Source organism: Delftia sp. Cs1-4 (assembly GCF_000214395.1).
GTDB lineage: Bacteria > Pseudomonadota > Gammaproteobacteria > Burkholderiales > Burkholderiaceae_C > Comamonas > Comamonas acidovorans.
The window spans coordinates 569,484-589,733 of the sequence record NC_015563.1 but is presented as its reverse complement, the minus strand read 5'-3'; the positions used below and the strand labels follow the sequence as shown (position 1 = coordinate 589,733).

Below are 20,250 nucleotides of genomic sequence, written 5' to 3'. Positions count from 1 at the left end.
GCGCATGAGTGATACAGCCACAGACTCCCGCCTGCGCGACATCCTCGTGCAGTGCCGCACCCTGGCCGTGGTCGGCCTGTCGCCGCAGCCCGACCGGCCCAGCCACCAGGCGTCGCAGTACATGCAGCGCCACGGCTACCGCATCGTTCCCGTGAACCCCGTGGTCGCACGCGAAGGCGGACGCATCCTGGGCGAGCCCGTCCATGCCAGCCTGGCCGACGCTGCGGCCGCGCTGGCCGCACAGGGCCTGCGCATCGACATGGTCGATTGCTTCCGAAAGAGCGAGGACATCCCGCCGCTGGCCGCCGAGGCCGTTGCCATCGGCGCGCGCTGCCTGTGGCTGCAATTGGGCGTGGTCAACGACAAAGCCCTGGAACTGGCCCGCGCTGCGGGCCTGTGGACCGTGCAGGACCGCTGCGTGAAGATCGAGCACCAGCGCCTGCTGGCCGATACCCCAGCCGCTGCCCGGTAGCACAGGAATTGCCCATGAAAAAGGCCGCAGCCCCTGAAAGGCTGCGGCCTGCAATTGGCGTGGACCAAGGCCCGGTCAGTCCGGTGCAGGTTACCTGCCTCCGTCCGGGTGTCTGCTTCAGCCCACATCCAGCATCATGCACGGTCTTTGTGACAGCCCTGTGATGCACATCACGGTCCGGCTCACTGCACAAGAAGCCGGATCCGCCCTCTCTTTCCGAAAATCCCCCGATTCCCCCCAAGCGCCGGGACGGCCTCAGCCGCGCCGCGTGAACAGGCGCATGTAGCGCGAAGGCAGGTCCTGCATGCGCATCATGATGGGCAGGTCGGCCGTGTTGAAGTCGCTGTCCCAGGCCGGCGCGCCCAGCACCTTGGCCCCCGTGCGCAGATAGCCCTGGATCAGCGCGGGCGGCTCCACGCTCATGCCGCTGGTGCTGACGGATGCCAGCTCCTCGGGCAGGGCCACGCGAGGCTTGACCTGCAGCTCGGGCTCGGCCAGATGGGTCTGGCGCAGTTGCTGCCAGACGCGCGCCGGGCCCTCGCCGTGGGCCAGGCCCGGGTACTGCATGGGAATGCTGGCGCAGCCGACCATGGCGTCCAGCTGGTTGCGCTGCATGAATTCGGCCAGGGCGCCCCACAGCGCCAGGATCACGCCACCCTGGCGGTGCGACGCATGCACGCAGCTGCGGCCCAGCTCCACCATGCGCGGGCGCCAGGCGTGCAGCGGGGCGAGGTCGAATTCCTGGTCGGAGTACAGGCCGCCGGCGCGCAGCGCCTGGGTGGGCGTGAGCAGGCGGTAGGTGCCGATGACCACGCCCTTGTCGGCATCGCAGACCATGAGGTGCTCGCAGAAATCGTCGAAGGCGTCGATGTCGTGTCCGGCCAGCGGCGTCTGCAGAACGGCGCCCATCTCGGCGGCGAACACCGCGTGGCGCAGGCGCTGCACCTGTCGCACTTCGTCAAGGTGCCGGGCCCAGCGCACGTCCAGCCGCAGCGGTTTGTCTGCGGCCTGGGGTGGCTGGAGAAGCGCGGAAAGCGGGGGCTTGGCGACGTCGATCGCCGCGTTGCGAAGGGTGTCAAGAACGTCCATATGCCCGCCTTCCTCGTCATGTTGGACGCAGTCGGTGACCTGCCTGTGCCACTCGGTTTGCCTGCGTGCCGCCATTGTGGAAAGCCGCCATGAAAGTCCCGCGACGGTTGCGTTACAGCAACATGTCACACCGCACTGCAATGGTGCACTGCAGCAAATGCCTCTATGACAGGTGTTGCGCGCAAGTTGGTGCACGCCATCCCAGGGTTGGCATGTCGTCAAGAATGAAACAAATTGTGCGTTAATGACAGGGCCGCATGCCCGGCCATCGCGGCTTGCGGAGTCCTCAGTCTTCCCTTGCCGCGCCATGCTCCAGACCCTTCGCTCCAAGATCCTTGCCATCAGCACAGCCACCGTGGTCGGCGCCCTTGCCATCACGGGGGCCGCCACGTACCACATCGTCCGCGGCAGCACGTTCCAGACCATCGAACAGGATCTGGATGCCATCACCGCAGGCAACACCATGGCCATCGACCAGTGGGTCGCCTCCAAGGCACGCGCCGTCAGCGCCGCCGCCGCCGTGATCGAGCATGGCGACCCGCAGGGCTTTGCCGCCCACATGGGTCAGGCCAGTGGCTTTCCCATCACCACGGTGGGCTGGCAGGACAAGACCTTCAAGTCCACCACCAGCACCCCGCCCGACTACGACCCCACGGCCCGCCCCTGGTACAAGAGCGCCGTGCAGGCCGGCAAGCTGGCCCTGACCAAGCCCTATGGCGACTCCACCACGGGCGTGCCGTATGTGGCCTTCGTGGCGCCCATGCTGCGCGGCGGCGCGCTGCAGGGCGTGATCAGCGGCGCCGTGCCGCTGGAGGGCGTGCGCGAGGTGGTCTCCGCCATCCGCCCCACGCCCGGCAGCCTGGGCTTTGTGGTCAGCCGTGACGGCCAGGTGCTGGCGCATGCCGATGCCAAGCTGCTGCTCAAGCCCACCTCCGACCTCTCCGAGCTGCTGACGCCGGCCGCGCTGACCGCGCTGGCCAGCGCCACGGCGCCGCTGGAAGTGAACCTGGGCGGCAGCGCCAAGCTGCTCAAGGCCCGCCCGGTGCAGGGCACGGACTGGCTGCTGGTGGTGGCGCTGGACAAGGCCGAGGCCACGACCGGACTGCAAAGCGTGCTCAAGACACTTGCCATTGCGATCGTGCTGCTGGCCTGCCTGGCCACGGCCGTGGCGGCGGCGCTGACGGCCCAGTCCTTCCGGCGCCTGTCGCAGGTGCGCGACGCCATGGACAAGATCGGCTCGGGCGGCGGCGACCTGACGCAGCGCCTGCCGGTGTCGGGCAATGACGAGGTGGCGCAGATCGCCTCGTCCTTCAACGGCTTCGTCGAGCAGATCGGCACCGTGCTCAAGGATGTGCGCAACGGCGTGGAGTCCATGAAGACCGCCACCTACGAGATCAAGCTGGGCAACCTGGACCTGTCCAACCGCACCGAGTCCTCGGCCAGCAGCCTGCAGGAGACCTCGGCCTCGCTGTCGCAGCTGACGGCCAATGTGCGCCAGTCGGCCGAGGCGGCCGCCATGGCCACGCGCCTGGCCCAATCGGCCAGCAGCTCGGCCACCAAGGGCGGCGACGTGGTGGGCAGCGCCGTGAGCACCATGGACGACATCTCCAAGGCCTCGTCCAAGATCGGCGAGATCATCGGCGTCATCGACGCCATCGCCTTCCAGACCAACATCCTGGCGCTCAATGCCGCCGTCGAGGCAGCCCGCGCGGGTGAGCAGGGCCGGGGCTTTGCCGTGGTGGCGGCAGAAGTGCGCAGCCTGGCCCACCGCAGCGCGGCGGCCGCCAAGGAGATCAAGACCCTGATCGACGCCTCCGGCGCCAGCGTGGCCATGGGCACGGACCGCGTGCGCGCGGCCGGCCAGACCATGGGCGAGATCGTGGACGGCATCCAGCGCGTCTCCCAGATCATTGTCGAGATCAATGGCGCCATGACCGAGCAGAGCGTGGGCATCGGCCAGATCAACCAGGCCGTGGCCGACATGGACCGCGCCACGCAGCAGAACGCCGCGCTGGTGGAGGAGTCCACCGCCGCATCGTCCGTGCTCAACGAGCAGGCCCACCACCTGTCGCGCACGGTGGCCGGCTTCACGCTGGAAGGGCGTGCGCCTGCCCGCGACCAGTTGCTGCTTACCAACTGAGCCGCAGCAAGCGACGGGCTCAGGCCTGGGCCGGCGCTCCCAGGCGCTGGGACAGGCTGCGCGCCTGGGCCTGCAGCAGCAGGGCCGGCCGGCCTTGCAGGTCCAGGTCCAGCGTGGCCGAAGGGCCGATGGCGGCAATGGCCAGCACCAGCTGGCCAAAGCCGTCGAACACCGGCACGGCCAGCGCGCTCACGCCTGACAGCAGCTGGTTCTCGACCCGGCTCAGGCGGCTGGCGCGGATGGCGGCCAGCTCCTTTGCAAAGGCGGGCTCCTCCAGGCTGTGGCCTTCCGCGTCCAGCAGGGGCGCGATGCGCCTGGGCTCGCCAAAGGCCGCAAAGATCTTGCCCGTGGCCGTGTGGCGCAGCGATGCGGGCGTGCCGTGGCGCATGGCCACATAGACATGGGTGGGCCCCTCTTCCACGCGGATGATGGTCGGCCCCTGGCCGCTCCACATGGCAATCGACACCGTGCTGCCCACCTCCTGCGCCAGCGCGGGCAACTCGGCAATCGCCAGGCGCACGGGATCGGCCTGCTGCAGGCTGATCAGCCCCATCTGTATGGCCAGCGGCCCCAGGCCGTAGTGGCCGCTGGCGCGGTCCTGCTCCATCAGGCCCAGCTTGCAGAAGCTCACCAGGTAGGGGTGGGCCTTGGCCGCCGTCATGCCGGCCTCGCGCGCCAGATCCTTCAGCGCCATGCGCCGGCCCGTGCGCGCCAGCGCCTTGAGCAGCTGGCCGCCGACCTCCACGCTCTGGATGCCGCGCGGGCCGCGCGCGGGCTCGTCATCGGCGCTGTCGGAGGGGAAGACGGGGTCGTTCGGGGAGGAGGCGGCATCGGACATGGCAGGCATTGTGAAGGCTGGAACCCGGAGTTTGCGGCTCCGAGGGTTTTTCACTATGTCAAATGAATTGTTCAATGTTGAATTTTTCCCTAGCATTCAGGCATTCGATAAAAACAAATGCATTTGTCCATCTCAAAAGCAGGATGCCCATGACCACCAAGACCTTTGCCTCCGCCGCCGACCTCGAAATCAAGCAGGTCAGCTTCGACAAGCTCTCCGAGCACGCCTACGCCTACACGGCCGAAGGCGACCCCAACACCGGCATCATCATTGGCGATGACGCCGTGATGGTGATCGACACCCAGGCCACGCCCGTCATGGCCCAGGACGTGATCCGCCGCATCCGCGAGGTCACCGACAAGCCCATCAAGTACGTCACGCTCTCGCACTACCACGCGGTGCGCGTGCTGGGCGCCTCGGCCTTCTTCGCGGAAGGCGCCGAGCACATCATTGCCAGCCAGGACACCTACGACCTGATCGTGGAACGCGGCGAGCAGGACAAGGCCAGCGAGATCGGCCGCTTTCCCCGCCTGTTCCAGAACGTGGAAAGCGTGCCCGACGGCATGACCTGGCCTACCCTGACCTTCACCGGCAAGATGACGCTGTGGCTGGGCAAGCTGGAAGTGCAGATCCTGCAGCTGGGCCGCGGCCACACCAAGGGCGACACCGTGGTCTGGCTGCCCCAGGACAAGGTGCTGTTCAGCGGCGACCTGGTGGAGTTCGGCGCCACGCCCTATGCGGGCGATGCCTACTTCCAGGACTGGCCGCACACGCTGGACGCCATCGCCGCCCTGCAGCCCGAAAAGCTCGTGCCCGGCCGGGGCGCAGCGCTGCAGACGCCGGCCGAGGTGCAGGCCGGCCTGGCCGGCACGCGCGACTTCATCAGCGACCTGTGGACCGAGGTCAAGGCCGGCGCCGACGCTCAGCAGGACCTGCGCAAGGTCTACGAGGCCGCCTTCGCCAAGCTGCAGCCCAAGTACGGCCAGTGGGTGATCTTCAACCACTGCATGCCCTTCGATGTGACCCGCGCCTATGACGAGGCATCGGGCCACGCCGACCCGCGCATCTGGACCGCCGAGCGCGACCGCCAGATGTGGCTGGCACTCGAAGGCTGATGCACGGCGGCGTCCGGGCCTGAACACCGGCACGCCCGCCCATCGCACCCGTCCGTGAACCGGCGCCCTGGCGCGCCGGCGGGGATGGCTGCGCCCTTTTTTCCACACTGCCCACGCCAGAGGACGAACACCATGTCCCACCCCGCCATCTCCCTGCAAGCGCTGCGCGGCAGCGGCGCAGACATACAGTCCATCCACATTCCCTACGAGCGCCATGCCGACCAGGACGCCGGTGCGGACACGCCCGCCCGGCATCCCGTCGTCATCGTCGGCGCCGGCCCCGTAGGCCTGTCGCTGGCCATCGACCTGGCCCAGCGCGGCCAGCGCGTGGTGCTGCTGGACAACGACTGCCGGCTGTCCACGGGCTCGCGCGCCATCTGCTTTTCCAAGCGCACGCTGGAGATCTGGGACCGCCTGGGCGTGGGCCAGCCCATGGTGGACAAGGGCGTGTCCTGGAACCTGGGCAAGGTCTTCTTCAAGGACCAGCCGCTGTACCGCTTCGACCTGCTGCCCGAGGACGGCCACGAGCGCCCGGCCTTCATCAACCTGCAGCAGTACTACGCCGAGGCCTACCTGGTCGAGCGCGCACTGCAGCTGCCGTTGATCGACCTGCGCTGGCACAGCAAGGTCACGGCACTGGAGCCGCAGGCCGAGGGTGCGTTGCTGACCGTGGAGACACCTGACGGCAGCTACCGCATCGATGCGCAATGGGTCCTGGCCTGCGACGGCTCGCGCTCGCCGCTGCGTGGCCTGTTGGGCCAGGAAAGCCATGGCCGCATCTTCCGCGACCGCTTCCTGATCGCCGACGTGAAGATGCATGCCGAATTCCCCACCGAGCGCTGGTTCTGGTTCGACCCGCCCTTCCACCCGGGCCAGAGCGTGCTGCTGCACCGCCAGCCCGACGATGTCTGGCGCATCGACTTCCAGCTGGGCTGGGACGCGGACCCCGAGGAAGAGAAAAAGCCCGAGAACATCGTGCCGCGCATCCGCGCCCTGCTGGGCAAGGACGCGCCCTTCGAGCTGGAATGGGCCAGCGTCTACACCTTCGCCTGCCTGCGCATGGACCGCTTCGTCCATGGCCGCGTGGTCTTCGCGGGCGACAGCGCCCACGGCGTCTCTCCGTTTGGCGCACGCGGCGCCAACAGCGGCGTGCAGGATGCCGAGAACCTGGCCTGGAAGCTGGACCGCGTGCTGCGCGGCCAGGCCGATGCCTCGCTGATCGCCACCTACGGCGCCGAGCGCGAATACGCGGCCGACGAGAACATCCGCAACTCCACGCGCGCCACCGACTTCATCACGCCCAAGAGCGAGATCAGCCGCCTGTTCCGCGACGCCGTGCTGGACCTGGCGCGCGACCATGAATTCGCGCGCCGCATCGTCAACAGCGGGCGGCTGTCCGTGCCGGCCACGCTGCATGGCTCCGCGCTCAACACGCCTGACACCGACACCTTCGACGGAACGCAGCTGCCCGGCGCCGTGCTGGCCGATGCGCCCATGCGCCGGCCCGGCGCAGACGGCACGGCCTGGCTGCTGCGCGCCCTGGGACCGGACTTCACGCTGCTGCACTTCGGCCCCACGCCCGCCTGGGCACAGGCGCTGCCCGGCGTGCTCAACCTGTCCATTGCGGCCGAGGGCGAGGCCCATGCGCCAGACGCCGACCTCATCGATGCGCGCGGCCTGGCGGCCAAACGCCTGGATGCGCGCCCCGGCACCAGCTACCTGCTGCGGCCTGACCAGCATGTCTGCGCCCGCTGGCGCCGCCCCGACGAAGCCAGCGTGCGCGCCGCGCTGCAAAGAGCCTGCGGCGGCGCCGCCACGGCCTGAACCTCTTACGCCCCATCCACAGGAGACCGCCATGCTGCTGTCCACCCACCCCAACCTGCAGGCCTGCGACGATTTCTACGAAGCCCTGATCGCCACCCACCAGGGGCTCGATACCGCGCAAAGCCATGCCCTCAATGCCCGCCTCGTGCTGCTGCTGGCCAATCACATCGGCCACCAGGGCACCTTGCTGCATGCGCTCGAACTGGCCCGCGCCAGCGCAGGACTTGCCCCTGCCGGCGCGGACCCGGCCGAGCGCGGCGCCGTGACACCGGTCGCCCCGGTGCACGCGGCCGCCTGAAGCCGCGCGCCGCCGCCCGTGCGGCGGCCTGCCATCCCCACAAAGGCGCCCGCCTCACACTTTGGACATCCCACAAGGGCGCCGCATACAACATGGAGACAAGGATGCAACGCAAGCAGTTTCTGGCCGCACTGGCCTGCTCGGGCCTGGCCCTGGCCGCAGGGCCTGCCGCCCTGGCACAGGACAAGCCCCTGGAATGGGTCGTCGGCTATGCGGCCGGCGGCGGCTCGGACGTGGTCGCCCGCGTCATCGCCGAGGCCATGGGCCGCAACATGGAGCGGGTCATCGTCATCAACAACAAGCCCGGCGCAGGCACCAACATCGCGGCCGAGTACAGCGCCCGCTCGCGCGACTACGGCAACCTCATGTTCACGGCCGACTTCGCCACGCTGGCGGCCAACCCCTTCCTGTTCAGCAAGCTCAACTACAACGCCGAGCGCGACTTCAAACCCGTGGGCATGCTGGTGCGCTTTCCCATGCTGCTGGTGGTCAACAACGAGGTGCCCGCCACCAACCTCGCCGAATTCCTGGCCTGGGCCAAACAGCAAAAGACTGGCGTGAGCTGGGGCTCGGCCGGCCTGGGCAGCCCCCACCACCTGGTGGGCGAACTGTTCCGCGAACAGGCGGGCATCAGCAACATGACCCATGTGCCCTACCGTGGCGCCGCTCCGGCCGTGCAGGACGTGGTCGGCGGCCAGATTCCCGCCATGTGGGCCGACAGCGCCACCATCATTCCCTTCCTGAGCGAGAAAAAGCTCAAGGCCATCGGCGTGGCCAGCCCTGCGCGCGTGGACGTGCTGCCCCAGGTCGCCACGCTGCAGGAGCAGGGTCTGAAAGGTTTCGAGGGCTATGCCTGGCAGGGCATCGTCGTGCCCACGGGCAGCTCGGCCGAGGTGGTCAAGAAGTTCAGCCAGTCGCTGCAGCAGGCCCTGGCCGACACCCGCACCAAGGCACGCCTGGCCGCCATGGGCGTGGAGCCCATGCCCGGCAGCGCCGACCAGATGGGCCAGTTCGTGCGCGCCGAACGCAGCAAGTGGGGGCGGGTGATCTCGGCCAACAACATCAAGCTGGATTGAGCGAGCCCTCGCCGCCCCGAGCGGCGATGACTCCATGAAAGTGCCCGACCTCAGCAGGCCCTTGCGCCGGTGGTTGGCGCTTCCAGCAAATCCAGGGGACAGATGCCGCCTTGCAGGGATTCCCGTTTGCCCCAGACAAGACTTCCACAGTGGCGAAACCCCGTTCAGCAAATCCACCACACCTCCCAAACGGCCTTACCTGGCAAGCCTTTGCCTTTCCAAGCTTGCTGGCGCAGGACCGCTTGGCAGTAGCAAGCATCGGCGAGGGCGGCTGTGAAGGTTTGACCAGATCCGCACCTGATTCCCAAGCCTTCGGATCACCACCGCGTGGTGTTCATGGACACAGGCAGCGGTCCTCTATCTAGATCTCAGGTCGAATGGCGTCGCCGGTGCGCCTTTGGGAACTGCAATCTGTTTCGGTCTTGCCATGGATTGACAGATGTGCTTAGGGTTCAACCAATGGACCATTTCCAAATTAGACAGCCGAGCGCATACACCAGCGTGTGGCATTGACGACTTGCACAATTCGTCCTTTCGCTAAGGCTCCGCAAATCCGTCCGCATCAGATAACGGGCGACAACCCTCCTTTTCACACACCGCCCTGTCAACCAGGGCGTGCTTTTGCCTACCTGTGGCGGTGCTCTTGCCAAGGCAGCGTTCATAACGCCACTCACGGATTTATCCGAGCAAATCCTGTGAAATATCAGAAGATTCTTATAGGCTGCGTCCTAATTTTCAGATTCAGCCGTATTCCATACATCCCCCAAAAAACTTCCAATACACCTTGCCCAGAAAATAACAGAGAAAAATTGAAATACCCTTTTCACTTCAGATTCTGCGTTTTCTTAGAATTTTTCAAGAGCAATTCGGGATTGCAAAGTATAAATCGCAAGGAAAAATCATCTCAAAAGCCCAATCTCTGGAAAAATCTCCCGGCATGGCAAGAAGATTTCAGGCAGCGTATTGCGATGACAAATGAGCTATCAAATCGCGTGGAACAGAATCATTGCTCCGGCCAATGTGCTTGCAAACCTTCAACAAAGAAATTGGTAGATATGTCCTCGAACAATAATATGATCATATTAGTGGCAGTCTTGATCACCACTGCTTCGGCAATAGGCTTATATGTCTACCTAGATACCAACTCATCGGAGCCCATCAATCCGCAGACGGGTATGCTGGCAAGCGAACACAGGGCGCCATCTTCAACGGCGCAAGGCACTGCATCGGTCAGCATGGAGGAGCTTCTCGAGAAAAAGAAGCAAGCAGTTTTCAGCTACTCCAGGGAGGGAAACTTCCCTGACACTCGTGTTCGGCTGAAAAAGTCCTTCGACGAAAAAATCCTGACCGCAAACGAGTATTACGGTGAATTGGCCCATATGCTTTCAATCTCGGTGGACGCCCCTGCAAGTATCACCAAGGAAGTTCTGGAATCAGGAAATAAATATGGCCGTGATGTACTGCTGGGCAATCTAGGCAGCAATCTTGACCTGCCCAACAGCATCTCCGCATCCGAGAGGAATGCCATTTTCGACATGGTAAATGGCGCCAAACCGGAATTGGGCGGTGGCATCCATGAACTGGGGTTTTCAGATGTCTTCAGATATGAGGATTGGCTGAAATCCCTCAAGACGTATGCTCCTGACGAAGCGATTTTTCATAAAACGCTTGAAAATCTCATTCAAACAAGGATGGCTGATCCCAGGGAAATGCTGGCGCTGCAGTCCGCGTTTCGGGACGAAAAATTCTTGAACCACATAGACCCAATCGCCCGCGAAAGATACTTGTTTTATATTTCGGGATACATCAAAGACTATCCAGGCAACAGCGTCGCCCAAAGCATCAACAAGGCAAAGCAGGATTATCTTGATGACATGAAGCGCTGATGCTGGCGGTGGATTGACTTGGATGACTTGGCGGCATGCCTGTATGTCACAACCACAACCACAGGCACCAGAGCCAGACAACAGCGCTCACTCCACTCACTTATGCGGCCACCGCCTCCGCACTGCGCCCCATCCCCAGATAGGTATCGATGATGCGCCGGTCATGCAGCAGATCCCTGGCCGCGCCGCTGAGGGCCACGGCGCCCATCTCCAGCACGTAGGCACGGTCGGCCACCTTGAGGGCGGCGCGCGCGTTCTGCTCGACCAGCAGCACCGAGACGCCGTGGTCGCGCAGGCCGGCCACGACCTGCAGCACCTCGCGCACGATCAGCGGTGCCAGGCCCAGCGAGGGCTCGTCCAGCAGCAGCAGGCGCGGGCGCGCCATCAGCGCGCGGCCGATGGCCAGCATCTGGCGCTCGCCGCCCGACAGGGTGGAGGCCATCTGCGGGCGCCGCTCCCTCAGGCGCGGGAAGATGGCAAAGACCTCGTCCATGCGCTGCGCCTGGTCGCGCAGGCCCCGGCGCCAGCGCGAGAAGCCGCCCAGCAGCAGGTTGTCCTCCACCGACATCTCGCCGAACAGCTCGCGCTTTTCGGGCACCAGGGCCACGCCGTTGGCCACCATGACCTCGACGCCGGGGCGTGCGATGCGCTTGCCGTCCAGATGGATCTCGCCGCGCGAGGGCAGCAGGCCCATGGCGGCCGACAGCAGCGTGGTCTTGCCCGCGCCGTTGGGGCCGATGACGGTGACGATCTCGCCGCTGCGCACATCCAGATCCACCTGGTGCACGGCCTCCACGGGACCGTAGGACACGCTCAGGCCCTTGAGCTGCAAAAGGGTGTCGCTCATGCCGTCTCTCCGGTTGCCTCGTCGTCGTCGCCGCCGCCCAGGTAGGCATCCAGCACGCGCTGGTTGACCTGGATCTGGGCCGGCGTGCCTTCGGCAATCACGGTGCCGAACTCCAGCACCGTGATGCGGTCCGCAAGATTCATGACGAACTCCATGTCGTGCTCCACGACGAGAATGCCCAGCCCCTCGGCGCGCAGCTGGCGCAGCAGGTCGGCCAGGGCCTGTTTTTCCAGGTGGCGCAGGCCGGCGGCCGGCTCGTCCAGCAGCAGGGCCGCAGGCTGGCCGGCCAGGGCGCGTGCGATCTCCACGATGCGCTGCTGGCCCAGGGCCAGCGAGGCGGCCGGCACGTCGGCGAAGGCGCCCAGGCCGCAGCGCTCGATCTGGCGGCGCGCCTCGGCCAGCACCGAGGCCTCCTCGGCCCGGTCCAGGCGCAGCATGGAGGCCAGCCAGCCCCGGTGCGCACGCCGGTGCGCGCCCACGGCCACGTTCTCCAGCACGCTGCGCTGGCCCAGCAGGCGCACATGCTGGAAGGTGCGGCCCAGGCCCAGGGCGGCGAAGCGGCGCGAGGGCGCATCGTTCATGGCCTGGTCCATGAAGCGCACCTGGCCCTCGGTGGGCGAGTCCACGCCCGAGATCATGTTGAAGAAGGTGCTCTTGCCCGCGCCGTTGGGGCCGATCAGCGCATGCACCTCGCCGGCCTTGAGCGTCATGGCCACATCGTTGTTGGCCACCAGGCCGCCAAAGCGCTTGGTCACATGCTCGGCCGCCAGCAGCACCTGGCCCGTAGCGGGCAGCGCGCGCTGCGCCAGCGGCGCCGCGTCCGCCAGCTTCAGATCGGACACGGGCCGGCGCACCCAGCGTGCCGTGAGCGCCTGCAGCGTGGGCCACAGGCCTTCTGCAAAGCGCTGCAGCACCAGCACCATCAGCAGGCCGAAGACGATGACCTCGAAGTTGCCGCTGGTGCCCAGCAGGGCCGGCAATATGTCCTGCAGCTTTTGCTTGACCAGGGTGATCAGCGTGGCGCCCAGCACCGCGCCCCACAGGTGGCCGGCGCCGCCGACCACGGCCATGAACAGGTACTCGATGCCCACGTTGAGGTTGAAGGGCGCCGGGCTCACGAAGCGCTGCATGTGGGCGTAGAGCCAGCCCGACAGCGTGGCCAGCAGGGCCGCCAGCACGAAGAGCTTGACGCGGTAGTGCGCCGTGTCGATGCCCATGGATTCGGCCATGACGCGGCCGCCGCGCAGCGCGCGGATGGCCCGGCCCTCGCGCGAGTCCAGCAGGTTGTGCAGCAGCCACAGCGCCACCAGCAGCACGGCCCAGATCACCACGCCCATGGCGCGCGGCGAGGCCAGCGAGACGCCGCCGATCACCAGCGGCGCAATGCCCGTGATGCCGGTCTGCCCGCCCAGGAACTCCATGTTGCCGAACAGGTAGTAAAGGCTCAGCCCCCAGGCGATGGTGCACAGCGGCAGGTAGTGGCCCTGCAGCTTGACCGTGACCGCGCCCAGCAGCCAGGCCACGACGAAGGTGATGAGCAGGCCCAGCGCCAAGCCCACCCAGGGCAGGCCCGCCGCGCCCACCAGCCCGCCCAGCGCGGCCACCGAGGCAGGCGCCGTGCAGACCCAGGCCGTGGCATAGGCGCCGATGCCCACGAAGGCCGCCTGGCCGAACGAGGTCATGCCGCCCACGCCGGTCAGCATCACCAGGCCTGCGGCCACCATGGCGAACAGGCCGATGTAGCTGAGGATGACGACGGTGAAATCGGGCAGGAAGCCCCAGGACGCGGCCAGCAGCGCAATGGCGGCCACCGTGAGCACGCGCGTGCTGATGCCGCCCGAAGCGGCCTTGGCAGGCGCCGCGGCCTGCGAGGAAACGGGGGCGCTCATTCTTCTTCCTCCACATGGTGGCTATTGCGCGATCGCCACCACAGCACCGGGATGATCAGCGTGAACACCAGCACCTCCTTGTAGGCACTGGCCCAGAACGACGAGAAGGCCTCCAGCAGCCCGACCAGCAGCGCGCCGGCCAGGGCCAGCGGGTAGCTGGCCAGCCCGCCCACGATGGCGGCCACGAAGCCCTTGAGGCCAATCAGAAAGCCGGTGTCGTAGTACACCGTGGTCAGCGGCGCGATCAGCAGGCCCGAGATGGCGCCGATCAGCGCGGCCAGCGCAAAGCTCACGTCGCCGGCCATGGCCGTGGGAATGCCCATGAGGCGTGCGCCCACGCGGTTGATGGCCGTGGCGCGCAGCGCCTTGCCGATCATGGAGCGCTCGAAGAACACGAACAGCAGGGCCACCAGCACCAGGGTCACGCCCACCACCACCAGGGACTGGCCCGAGATCGTGATGTCGCCCAGGCGCAGCTGCGCCTCGGAAAACGCGGGGGTGCGCGAGCCTTCGGCCCCGAAGAACAGCAGCCCCAGGCCGACCAGCACGCCGTGCATGGCCACCGAGACGATGAGCAGCATCAGCACCGAGGCATGGGCCAGCGGCCGGTAGGCCAGGCGGTACAGCAGCGGCCCCATGGGCGTGATCAGCACCAGGGTGGCCAGCGCCTGCAGCATCAGCGAGGACGGGCGCAGCCCCCAGGCCAGGGCCACGGCAATGGCCGGCAGCGCCAGGCACCACAGGAAGGTGGCGGGCCAGCTCACCTGGCTGCCCGCGCGCCAGCGCAGCAGGTCCACCACCAGCACGGCGGCGGCCAGGGCCAGCAGCAGCCACAGCGTGGTGGGCACGCGGCCGGCCTGCATCATGGCCAGGGTGAGCGCGCCGAAGGCGACGAACTCGCCCTGCGGAATGAAGATGATGCGGGTGACCGAGAACACCAGCACCAGGGCCAGCGCCATCAGGCCGTAGACGGCGCCGTTGACGATGCCGTCCTGCCCCAGCAGCAGGGCGATTTGCAGATCCATGATCGACTTTCGAGCAGGCGCGGCCGAGCGCCACAGCGGCCGCCGCCCAGTGCGGCAGCCGCTGCGGCCTCAGGCCCGCAGGTTCAGGGCTGGTACTTCCAGGTGCCGTTCTCGATCTTGACCATGACGGCCGCGCGCTGGTCCAGGCCCAGGTGGTCGGTGGGCGTCATGTTGAAGATGCCGTGGGCGCCGGCCACGTCCTTGGTCTGCTCCAGCGCATCGCGCAGGGCGGCGCGGAACTCGGCCGTGCCGGGCTGGGCCTTCTTGAGCGCGGCGGGAATCGCCGCTTCGAGCACGCGGCCCGCATCCCAGGAATGCGCGCCAAAGGTCGATGCCGTGCCCTTGCCGTTGGCGGCCTCGTAGGCTTCCACATAGGAGACGGCAGACTTCTTGACCGGGTTGCTGTCGGGCAGCTGGTGGGCCACCAGAACGGGGCCGGCGGGCAGCAGCGTGCCTTCCACATCCTTGCCGCCCACGCGCAGGAAGTCGGCATTGGCCACGCCGTGGGTCTGGTAGATCTTGCCCTGGTAGCCGCGCTCCTTGAGCGACTTTTGTGGCAGCGCGGCCGGCGTGCCCGAGCCTGCGATCAGCACCGCATCGGGCTTGGCGGACATGAGCTTGAGCGTCTGGCCCGTGACCGAGGTATCGCTGCGCGAATAGGCCTCGGTGGCGGTGAGCTTGATGCCCTTGGCCTCGGCCACCTTGCGGAACTCCTGCAGCCAGCTTTCACCGTAGGCGTCGTTGAAGCCGATGTAGCCCACGGTCTTGATGCCGGCCTTGGCCATGTGCTCGCCGATGGCGGCGGCCATCATGGCGTCGTGCTGGGGCGTCTTGAAGACCCAGAACTTCTTGGCATCCATGGGCTCGACGATCTTGGCCGAGGCGGCCAGCGTGATCATGGGCGTCTTGGCCTCGGAGACCACGTCCACCATGGCCAGCGAGTTGGGCGTGATGCTGGAGCCCAGGATGACATCGACCTTGCTCTCGCTGATCAGCTTGCGCGTGTTGGCCACGGCCGCCGTGGTGTCGGAGGCGTCGTCCAGGATGATGTAGTTGACCTTCTGGCCCGCCACCGTGCGCGGCATCAGTGCCACGGTGTTCTTCTCGGGAATGCCCAGGGAGGCCGCCGGTCCGGTGGCCGAGACCACCACGCCCACATTGATGTCGGCCAGGGCCGATCCCCAGACCGTGGCCAGGGTCGCGGCCAGCAGGCCCAGTTTCGTCAAACGCTTCATGTCTGTCTCCTTGTGTTGGATGGGGCGTGGCACCTTCAGGCGCCACAATTTACCGTGGTAACTATTTTTTTGCCAGCGGTTTGATGCCCGGGTTTGCCTGGGGTCTGCACGGCCGGCAGGCCTCCGAGGAACAGGTCGGCCACCACGGGGGCCATGGCCTCGTGGTCCAGCGAGCCGTCGGGCCGCAGCCAGGTGAACATCCAGTTCATCATCCCGAACAGCAGCATGGCCAGCGCCTTGGACAGGCCCGCGCCATCGGCGTCAGGCCGCAGCTGGGCCACCGCCTGGGCAAAGGTTTCGACCACGGCGCGCTCCTTGCCCAGCACGCGCTGGCGGTCGTCGTCCTGCAGGAAGCGCACGTCCTCGGTCAGCACGCGGTGGGCATGGCGGGCATGGGCGTATTCCTGCACGAAGCGCTCGATCAGCATGCGCAGCCGCGGCTCGGGCGGCAGGCCCATGGACTGCACTTCGTCCACCAGGGACTGCAGCCGCGTCATGTGGCCATCGGTGATGTCCACCAGCAGCGCGTACTTGTCGCGGAAGTAGTGGTAGATGGTGGGCTTGGACAGGCCGCAGGCCTGGGCCACCTCGTTCATCGAAGTGCCGGGGTAGCCGCTGCGCGCGAACAGCGCGGCGGCATGGCCCAGGATCAGTTCGCGCTGGTCGTCGTATCCGGAAGATCGGCCTCGGGCCATGGGACTCCTGTGCGCGCTCAGCGGCTGCGGTGGTCGATCACGCGGCGGGCCTTGCCCACCAGGGTGCGCTCTATGGAATCGGGTCGCAGCACCTCGACATCGGCGCTCACGCCGACCAGGGTCTTGATGCGCTGCTGCACCCACAGTGCCAGCGCCTCGGTGTCGCCCTGCGTGCCCGGCTGCATCTCGCAGCGCACGGCCAGCCGGTCCAGGTTGCCGTCGCGCGTGACCACCAGCTGGTACTGGCCCGACAGCTGGGCGTTCTGGAGCACGATCTCCTCGATCTGCGTGGGAAACAGGTTCACGCCGCGGATGATGAGCATGTCGTCGCTGCGCCCCACGATCTTGCCCATGCGCCGGAAGCTGCGCGAAGTCGGCGCCAGCAGCCGCGTCAAATCCCGCGTGCGGTAGCGCACGATGGGCATGGCCTCCTTGGACAGCGACGTGAAGACCAGCTCCCCCTCGCTGCCGTCGGGCAGCACCTCGCCCGTGTCCGGGTCGATGATCTCGGGATAGAAATGGTCTTCCCAGATCACCGGCCCGTCCTTGCTCTCCACGCATTCGCTGGCCACGCCCGGGCCCATGACTTCGGACAGGCCGTAGATGTCCACGGCATCCAGCCCCGCCTTGCCCTCGATCTCGCGGCGCATGGCCTCGGTCCAGGGTTCGGCGCCGAAGATGCCGATCTTGAGCGAGCTCTCGCGCGGGTCCAGGCCCTGGCGCTGCATCTCCTCGACGATCACCTGCATGTAGCTGGGCGTGACCATGATGATGTCGGGCCGGAAATCCTGGATCAGCTGCACCTGCTTTTCGGTCTGCCCGCCCGACATGGGCACCACGGTGCAGCCCGCGCGCTCGGCACCGTAGTGCGCGCCCAGGCCGCCCGTGAACAGGCCGTAGCCATAGGCCACATGCACCATGTCGCCGGGCCGCCCGCCCGCCGCGCGGATGGAGCGCGCCACCAGGTTGGCCCAGTTGTCGATGTCATTCAACGTGTAGCCCACGACCGTGGGCTTGCCCGTGGTGCCCGAGGAGGCATGCACGCGCGCCACCTTCTGGCGCGGCACGGCGAACATGCCGAACGGATAGTTCTCGCGCAGGTCCTTCTTGGTGGTGAAGGGAAAGCGGGCCAGGTCGGACAGCGTGCGCAGGTCGGACGGATGCACGCCCTTCTCATCGAACGCGCGGCGGTAGTGGGGCACGTTGTCGTAGGCATGCTGCAGCGACCAGCGCAGGCGCAGCAGCTGCAACGAGGCGATCTCGTCGCGGCTGGCGGTTTCGATGGGGTCGAGTTCGCCGGGGGCGGGGCGCTGCAGGGACATGGCGGACCTCTTCAGGTGGGCTCTGTCAGGCCGGGCACGGTGGGCCGGCCCTTGAAGCTGTGCGAGCGGCCACGGAACAGCGCGATCACTTCCTGGCGCTGGTTGGTGACCTGCACGTCATAGACGCCGGTGCGGCCTGCGCGCGAGATTTCGCGGGCCTGGGCCGTGAGCACGTCGCCAGGCCGGCCGGGCGCGACGAAGTCCACGCTCAGGCCCGAGGCCACCGTCATCTCGTTGCGCGCATTGCAGGCATAGGCAAAGGCCGTGTCGGCCAGCGCCGTGATGAAGCCGCCGTGGCAGATGTCGAAGCCGTTGAGCATGTCGTCGCGCACGGCCATCTCCATGCGCGCCGCGCCGGGGGCGATGTCCGTGATGCGCAGGCCCAGGCCTTGCGCGGCGCGGTCGCGCGCCAGCATGCCGTCGCGCACCTGTTCGGCCAGGCGCTGTGCGGCTTCGTCCGGGGTGTGGGTGTCTTGCATGGCGCCGCTCCTCAACGGTCCGAGAACACGGCAGCCCGCTTGCCCAGAAAGGCGGCCACGCCCTCCTGGTAGTCGTGGGCCGCGCCCAGCTGGCCCTGCTGGCGCGCCTCGCGCGTGAGCGCATGCTCGTAGTCCAGCAGTTGGGCCGAGTCCATGGCCTCCCGCGTGCGCGCCAGGGCCCGCACGGGCATGGCGGCCAGGCGCTGGGCCAGGGCCTGGGCTTCGCTGCGCAAATCGGCATCTTCCACGCAGCGCCAGATCAGGCCGATGCGTTCGGCCTCGGCCGCAGGCAGCTTGTCGCCCAGCAGGGCCAGGCCCAGGGCGCGCGCACGGCCCACCAGGCGCGGCAGCAGCCAGGTGCCGCCGCAGTCGGGCACCAGGCCGATCTTGGCAAAGGCCTGGATGAAGCTGGCCGAGCGCGCGGCCAGCACCAGGTCGCAGGCCAGCGCGATATTGGCGCCCGCGCCGGCAGCCACGCCGTTGACGGCGGCCACCACGGGCACGGGCATGGACTTGAGCCGCAGGCACAGCGGCTGGTAGCGGCGCTCGATCAGGTCGCCCAGGTTCTGGTCGGGCGCGGCCTCGGGGTCGGACAGGTCCTGGCCCGCGCAAAAGCCGCGCCCCGCGCCCGTGAGCACCACGCAGCGCACCGAGGCATCGCCGGCGGCCTGCTCCAGGGCCGAAAGCAGCTGCTCGTGCAGTTGCGCGTTGAAGCTGTTGAGCGCGTCGGGGCGGTTCAGCACCAGGGTGCGGACGGCGTCGTGCTGCTCAACCAGAACCAGCGATGGGGGCATGAAAGTCTCCGTGGCCTGTCTGCCGTCTTTATGCGGCAGATCAAACATAATTTACCGAATGGTCGGTAAATGTTAGTCGCCAGACCCTTTCCACCACAAGCGCCCAGGCACCGAGGAAACCCCTAGGCCCCATGAAAAATGACCCCCACGCTGCCCCCCGAGGGGGCGTTTTTCATCTTGGGGCGGCCCGGCGATGAAAAAAGGCCCGCACGGGCCATTTTTCTTGAAGGTTCAGGGCTTGAAGCCCGAGCGCTGCACCACCGGCGTCCACTGCGCGCGGTAGGCCTTGAGCATCTCGGCCGTCTGCGCGCTGCTGCTGGAGACCGGGGTCAGCCGGCTGGCCTCGAATTTCTGGCGCGTGTCGGGCTCCTTCATGATCTCCTGCACCATGCGCGACAGGCGCTCGGCAATGTCGGGCGCCATGCTCTGCGGCGCGAACAAGGTGTTCCAGCCCATGCCCGACAGGTTCAGGCCAGATTCCTTGAGCGTGGGAATGTCCGGCGCCATGGTGCTGCGGCGCTCGCCCGACACGGCCAGCACGCGGATCTTGCCGGCCTCGTGCTGGGGCAGCAGCACGTCGAAGGTGTCGATGGCCAGCGGCACCTGGCCGCCCACCAGGTCGGTCAGCAGCGGGGCCGAGCCCTTGTAGCCCACGGTTTCGGTCCGGACCTTGGCGGCCTCGCCCAGCATCAGCGAGAAGAAGTGCGGCAGGCTGCCCGTGGCCGGCACGCCCACGTTGGCCTGCTGCGGATTGGCACGCAGCCAGGCCAGCAGGTGCGACAGCTGCCTGACGGGCACGGCACTGGCCACGGCCACGCCGAATTCGTAGCGATTGACCTCGCTGACCGGGCGGAAGTCCTTGTCGGGGTCGTAGCCCGAGTCGGGGAACACCAGGGGCGCCACCAGCATCACGGCCGGGTTGGCCAGCAGCAGCGCGGGCTGGGAGGCCGGCGCGTTCTTCACATACTGGGCCGACAGGCGGCCGCCCGCGCCGGGCTTGTTCTCCACCACCACGGGCGAGCCCACGCGCGCCTGCAGCTTGTCGGCCACGATGCGCGCCACGCGGTCGGTGGCGCCACCGGGCGGGTAGCCGACGACGATGCGCAGCGGCGCCTTGCCCGGAAACAGCGGCTCGGCCGCCGTGGCACTTCCAGCCAGCCAGCTGGCGGCCGAAACAGCCGGGGCCAGGGCCAGGATCTGGGTCAGGGTTCTTCGCTGCATCGCAA

Annotated in this window: 18 protein-coding genes; 7 read left to right on the top strand and 11 right to left on the bottom strand. The window is 67.3% G+C overall.

Annotated features, from left to right (window positions below; translation table 11 throughout):
- Nucleotides 1-4: 4 nt before the first annotated feature.
- A complete protein-coding gene (locus DELCS14_RS02630; RefSeq protein WP_013800332.1) occupies nt 5-472 on the top strand; it encodes a CoA-binding protein in 468 nt (155 codons plus the stop codon).
- 255 nt (nt 473-727) lie between these two features.
- Here DELCS14_RS02630 and DELCS14_RS02625 read toward each other — a convergent pair whose 3' ends face one another.
- Nucleotides 728-1,561, bottom strand: coding sequence for a GNAT family N-acyltransferase (locus DELCS14_RS02625; protein WP_013800331.1), 834 nt, complete (start codon nt 1,559-1,561; stop codon nt 728-730).
- 307 nt (nt 1,562-1,868) lie between these two features.
- Between DELCS14_RS02625 and DELCS14_RS02620 the strand changes: the two genes are divergently transcribed.
- Nucleotides 1,869-3,701, top strand: a complete 1,833-nt coding sequence (locus tag DELCS14_RS02620) for a methyl-accepting chemotaxis protein (protein WP_013800330.1) — start codon at nt 1,869-1,871, stop codon at nt 3,699-3,701.
- A gap of 19 nt (nt 3,702-3,720) precedes the next feature.
- On the opposite strand, the gene DELCS14_RS02615 is transcribed toward DELCS14_RS02620, so the two are convergent.
- Nucleotides 3,721-4,539 (bottom strand): IclR family transcriptional regulator, encoded by an 819-nt coding sequence (locus tag DELCS14_RS02615; protein ID WP_172642942.1) that lies wholly within the window; start codon nt 4,537-4,539, stop codon nt 3,721-3,723.
- Nucleotides 4,540-4,688: 149 nt separating this feature from the next.
- Between DELCS14_RS02615 and DELCS14_RS02610 the strand changes: the two genes are divergently transcribed.
- The 5 genes from DELCS14_RS02610 (at nt 4,689) to DELCS14_RS31130 (ending at nt 10,738) form a co-directional block, all read left to right on the top strand.
- Nucleotides 4,689-5,654: an MBL fold metallo-hydrolase gene (locus DELCS14_RS02610; protein WP_013800328.1), complete on the top strand. Its 966-nt coding sequence runs from the start codon at nt 4,689-4,691 to the stop codon at nt 5,652-5,654.
- Nucleotides 5,655-5,786: 132 nt separating this feature from the next.
- Entirely contained in the window at nt 5,787-7,478 is a 1,692-nt protein-coding gene (locus DELCS14_RS02605; RefSeq protein ID WP_013800327.1) for an FAD-dependent oxidoreductase, read from the top strand.
- 31 nt (nt 7,479-7,509) lie between these two features.
- On the top strand, nt 7,510-7,776 hold the full coding sequence (locus DELCS14_RS02600) for a DUF2783 domain-containing protein (protein ID WP_013800326.1): 267 nt from the start codon (nt 7,510-7,512) through the stop codon (nt 7,774-7,776).
- A 104-nt stretch (nt 7,777-7,880) separates the two neighbouring features.
- Entirely contained in the window at nt 7,881-8,852 is a 972-nt protein-coding gene (locus tag DELCS14_RS02595; protein ID WP_013800325.1) for a tripartite tricarboxylate transporter substrate binding protein, read from the top strand.
- Nucleotides 8,853-9,547: 695 nt separating this feature from the next.
- Nucleotides 9,548-10,738, top strand: coding sequence for a hypothetical protein (locus tag DELCS14_RS31130; protein ID WP_228676843.1), 1,191 nt, complete (start codon nt 9,548-9,550; stop codon nt 10,736-10,738).
- A gap of 100 nt (nt 10,739-10,838) precedes the next feature.
- Here DELCS14_RS31130 and DELCS14_RS02585 read toward each other — a convergent pair whose 3' ends face one another.
- The 9 genes from DELCS14_RS02585 to DELCS14_RS02545 form a co-directional block, all read right to left on the bottom strand.
- The gene (locus DELCS14_RS02585) at nt 10,839-11,585 is read right to left on the bottom strand and encodes an ABC transporter ATP-binding protein (RefSeq protein WP_013800323.1); all 747 of its coding nucleotides are present in this window, start codon (nt 11,583-11,585) and stop codon (nt 10,839-10,841) included.
- Nucleotides 11,582-13,474, bottom strand: a complete 1,893-nt coding sequence (locus tag DELCS14_RS02580; RefSeq protein WP_012202506.1) for a branched-chain amino acid ABC transporter ATP-binding protein/permease — start codon at nt 13,472-13,474, stop codon at nt 11,582-11,584. Before DELCS14_RS02580 ends, DELCS14_RS02585 begins: the two co-directional genes overlap by 4 nt.
- Nucleotides 13,471-14,499: a branched-chain amino acid ABC transporter permease gene (locus DELCS14_RS02575; protein WP_012202505.1), complete on the bottom strand. Its 1,029-nt coding sequence runs from the start codon at nt 14,497-14,499 to the stop codon at nt 13,471-13,473. The genes DELCS14_RS02580 and DELCS14_RS02575 overlap by 4 nt, the downstream gene beginning before the upstream one ends.
- Nucleotides 14,500-14,582: 83 nt before the next feature.
- Nucleotides 14,583-15,734, bottom strand: a complete 1,152-nt coding sequence (locus tag DELCS14_RS02570) for an ABC transporter substrate-binding protein (protein WP_013800322.1) — start codon at nt 15,732-15,734, stop codon at nt 14,583-14,585.
- Nucleotides 15,735-15,769: 35 nt separating this feature from the next.
- Nucleotides 15,770-16,429, bottom strand: coding sequence for a TetR/AcrR family transcriptional regulator (locus DELCS14_RS02565; RefSeq protein WP_012202503.1), 660 nt, complete (start codon nt 16,427-16,429; stop codon nt 15,770-15,772).
- 17 nt (nt 16,430-16,446) lie between these two features.
- Nucleotides 16,447-17,751 carry a phenylacetate--CoA ligase PaaK gene (gene paaK, locus DELCS14_RS02560; RefSeq protein WP_013800321.1) on the bottom strand — a complete coding sequence of 435 codons (1,305 nt, stop codon included), beginning with the start codon at nt 17,749-17,751 and terminating at the stop codon, nt 16,447-16,449.
- A gap of 11 nt (nt 17,752-17,762) precedes the next feature.
- Nucleotides 17,763-18,230, bottom strand: coding sequence for a hydroxyphenylacetyl-CoA thioesterase PaaI (paaI, locus tag DELCS14_RS02555; protein WP_013800320.1), 468 nt, complete (start codon nt 18,228-18,230; stop codon nt 17,763-17,765).
- An 11-nt stretch (nt 18,231-18,241) separates the two neighbouring features.
- Nucleotides 18,242-19,024 carry an enoyl-CoA hydratase-related protein gene (locus DELCS14_RS02550; protein WP_013800319.1) on the bottom strand — a complete coding sequence of 261 codons (783 nt, stop codon included), beginning with the start codon at nt 19,022-19,024 and terminating at the stop codon, nt 18,242-18,244.
- A 231-nt stretch (nt 19,025-19,255) separates the two neighbouring features.
- Nucleotides 19,256-20,245: a tripartite tricarboxylate transporter substrate-binding protein gene (locus tag DELCS14_RS02545; RefSeq protein ID WP_013800318.1), complete on the bottom strand. Its 990-nt coding sequence runs from the start codon at nt 20,243-20,245 to the stop codon at nt 19,256-19,258.
- Nucleotides 20,246-20,250 lie beyond the last annotated feature (5 nt).

Excerpts from the sequence above, each read along its gene's own strand:
- DELCS14_RS02630 (WP_013800332.1), top strand. The coding sequence starts at position 5 with ATGAGTGATACAGCCACAGACTCCCGCCTGCGCGACATCCTCGTGCAG.
- DELCS14_RS02625 (WP_013800331.1), bottom strand. The coding sequence starts at position 1,561 with ATGGACGTTCTTGACACCCTTCGCAACGCGGCGATCGACGTCGCCAAG.
- DELCS14_RS02620 (WP_013800330.1), top strand. The coding sequence starts at position 1,869 with ATGCTCCAGACCCTTCGCTCCAAGATCCTTGCCATCAGCACAGCCACC.
- DELCS14_RS02615 (WP_172642942.1), bottom strand. The coding sequence starts at position 4,539 with ATGTCCGATGCCGCCTCCTCCCCGAACGACCCCGTCTTCCCCTCCGAC.
- DELCS14_RS02610 (WP_013800328.1), top strand. The coding sequence starts at position 4,689 with ATGACCACCAAGACCTTTGCCTCCGCCGCCGACCTCGAAATCAAGCAG.
- DELCS14_RS02605 (WP_013800327.1), top strand. The coding sequence starts at position 5,787 with ATGTCCCACCCCGCCATCTCCCTGCAAGCGCTGCGCGGCAGCGGCGCA.
- DELCS14_RS02600 (WP_013800326.1), top strand. The coding sequence starts at position 7,510 with ATGCTGCTGTCCACCCACCCCAACCTGCAGGCCTGCGACGATTTCTAC.
- DELCS14_RS02595 (WP_013800325.1), top strand. The coding sequence starts at position 7,881 with ATGCAACGCAAGCAGTTTCTGGCCGCACTGGCCTGCTCGGGCCTGGCC.
- DELCS14_RS02585 (WP_013800323.1), bottom strand. The coding sequence starts at position 11,585 with ATGAGCGACACCCTTTTGCAGCTCAAGGGCCTGAGCGTGTCCTACGGT.
- DELCS14_RS02580 (WP_012202506.1), bottom strand. The coding sequence starts at position 13,474 with ATGAGCGCCCCCGTTTCCTCGCAGGCCGCGGCGCCTGCCAAGGCCGCT.
- DELCS14_RS02575 (WP_012202505.1), bottom strand. The coding sequence starts at position 14,499 with ATGGATCTGCAAATCGCCCTGCTGCTGGGGCAGGACGGCATCGTCAAC.
- DELCS14_RS02570 (WP_013800322.1), bottom strand. The coding sequence starts at position 15,734 with ATGAAGCGTTTGACGAAACTGGGCCTGCTGGCCGCGACCCTGGCCACG.
- DELCS14_RS02565 (WP_012202503.1), bottom strand. The coding sequence starts at position 16,429 with ATGGCCCGAGGCCGATCTTCCGGATACGACGACCAGCGCGAACTGATC.
- paaK (WP_013800321.1), bottom strand. The coding sequence starts at position 17,751 with ATGTCCCTGCAGCGCCCCGCCCCCGGCGAACTCGACCCCATCGAAACC.
- paaI (WP_013800320.1), bottom strand. The coding sequence starts at position 18,230 with ATGCAAGACACCCACACCCCGGACGAAGCCGCACAGCGCCTGGCCGAA.
- DELCS14_RS02550 (WP_013800319.1), bottom strand. The coding sequence starts at position 19,024 with ATGCCCCCATCGCTGGTTCTGGTTGAGCAGCACGACGCCGTCCGCACC.
- DELCS14_RS02545 (WP_013800318.1), bottom strand. The coding sequence starts at position 20,245 with ATGCAGCGAAGAACCCTGACCCAGATCCTGGCCCTGGCCCCGGCTGTT.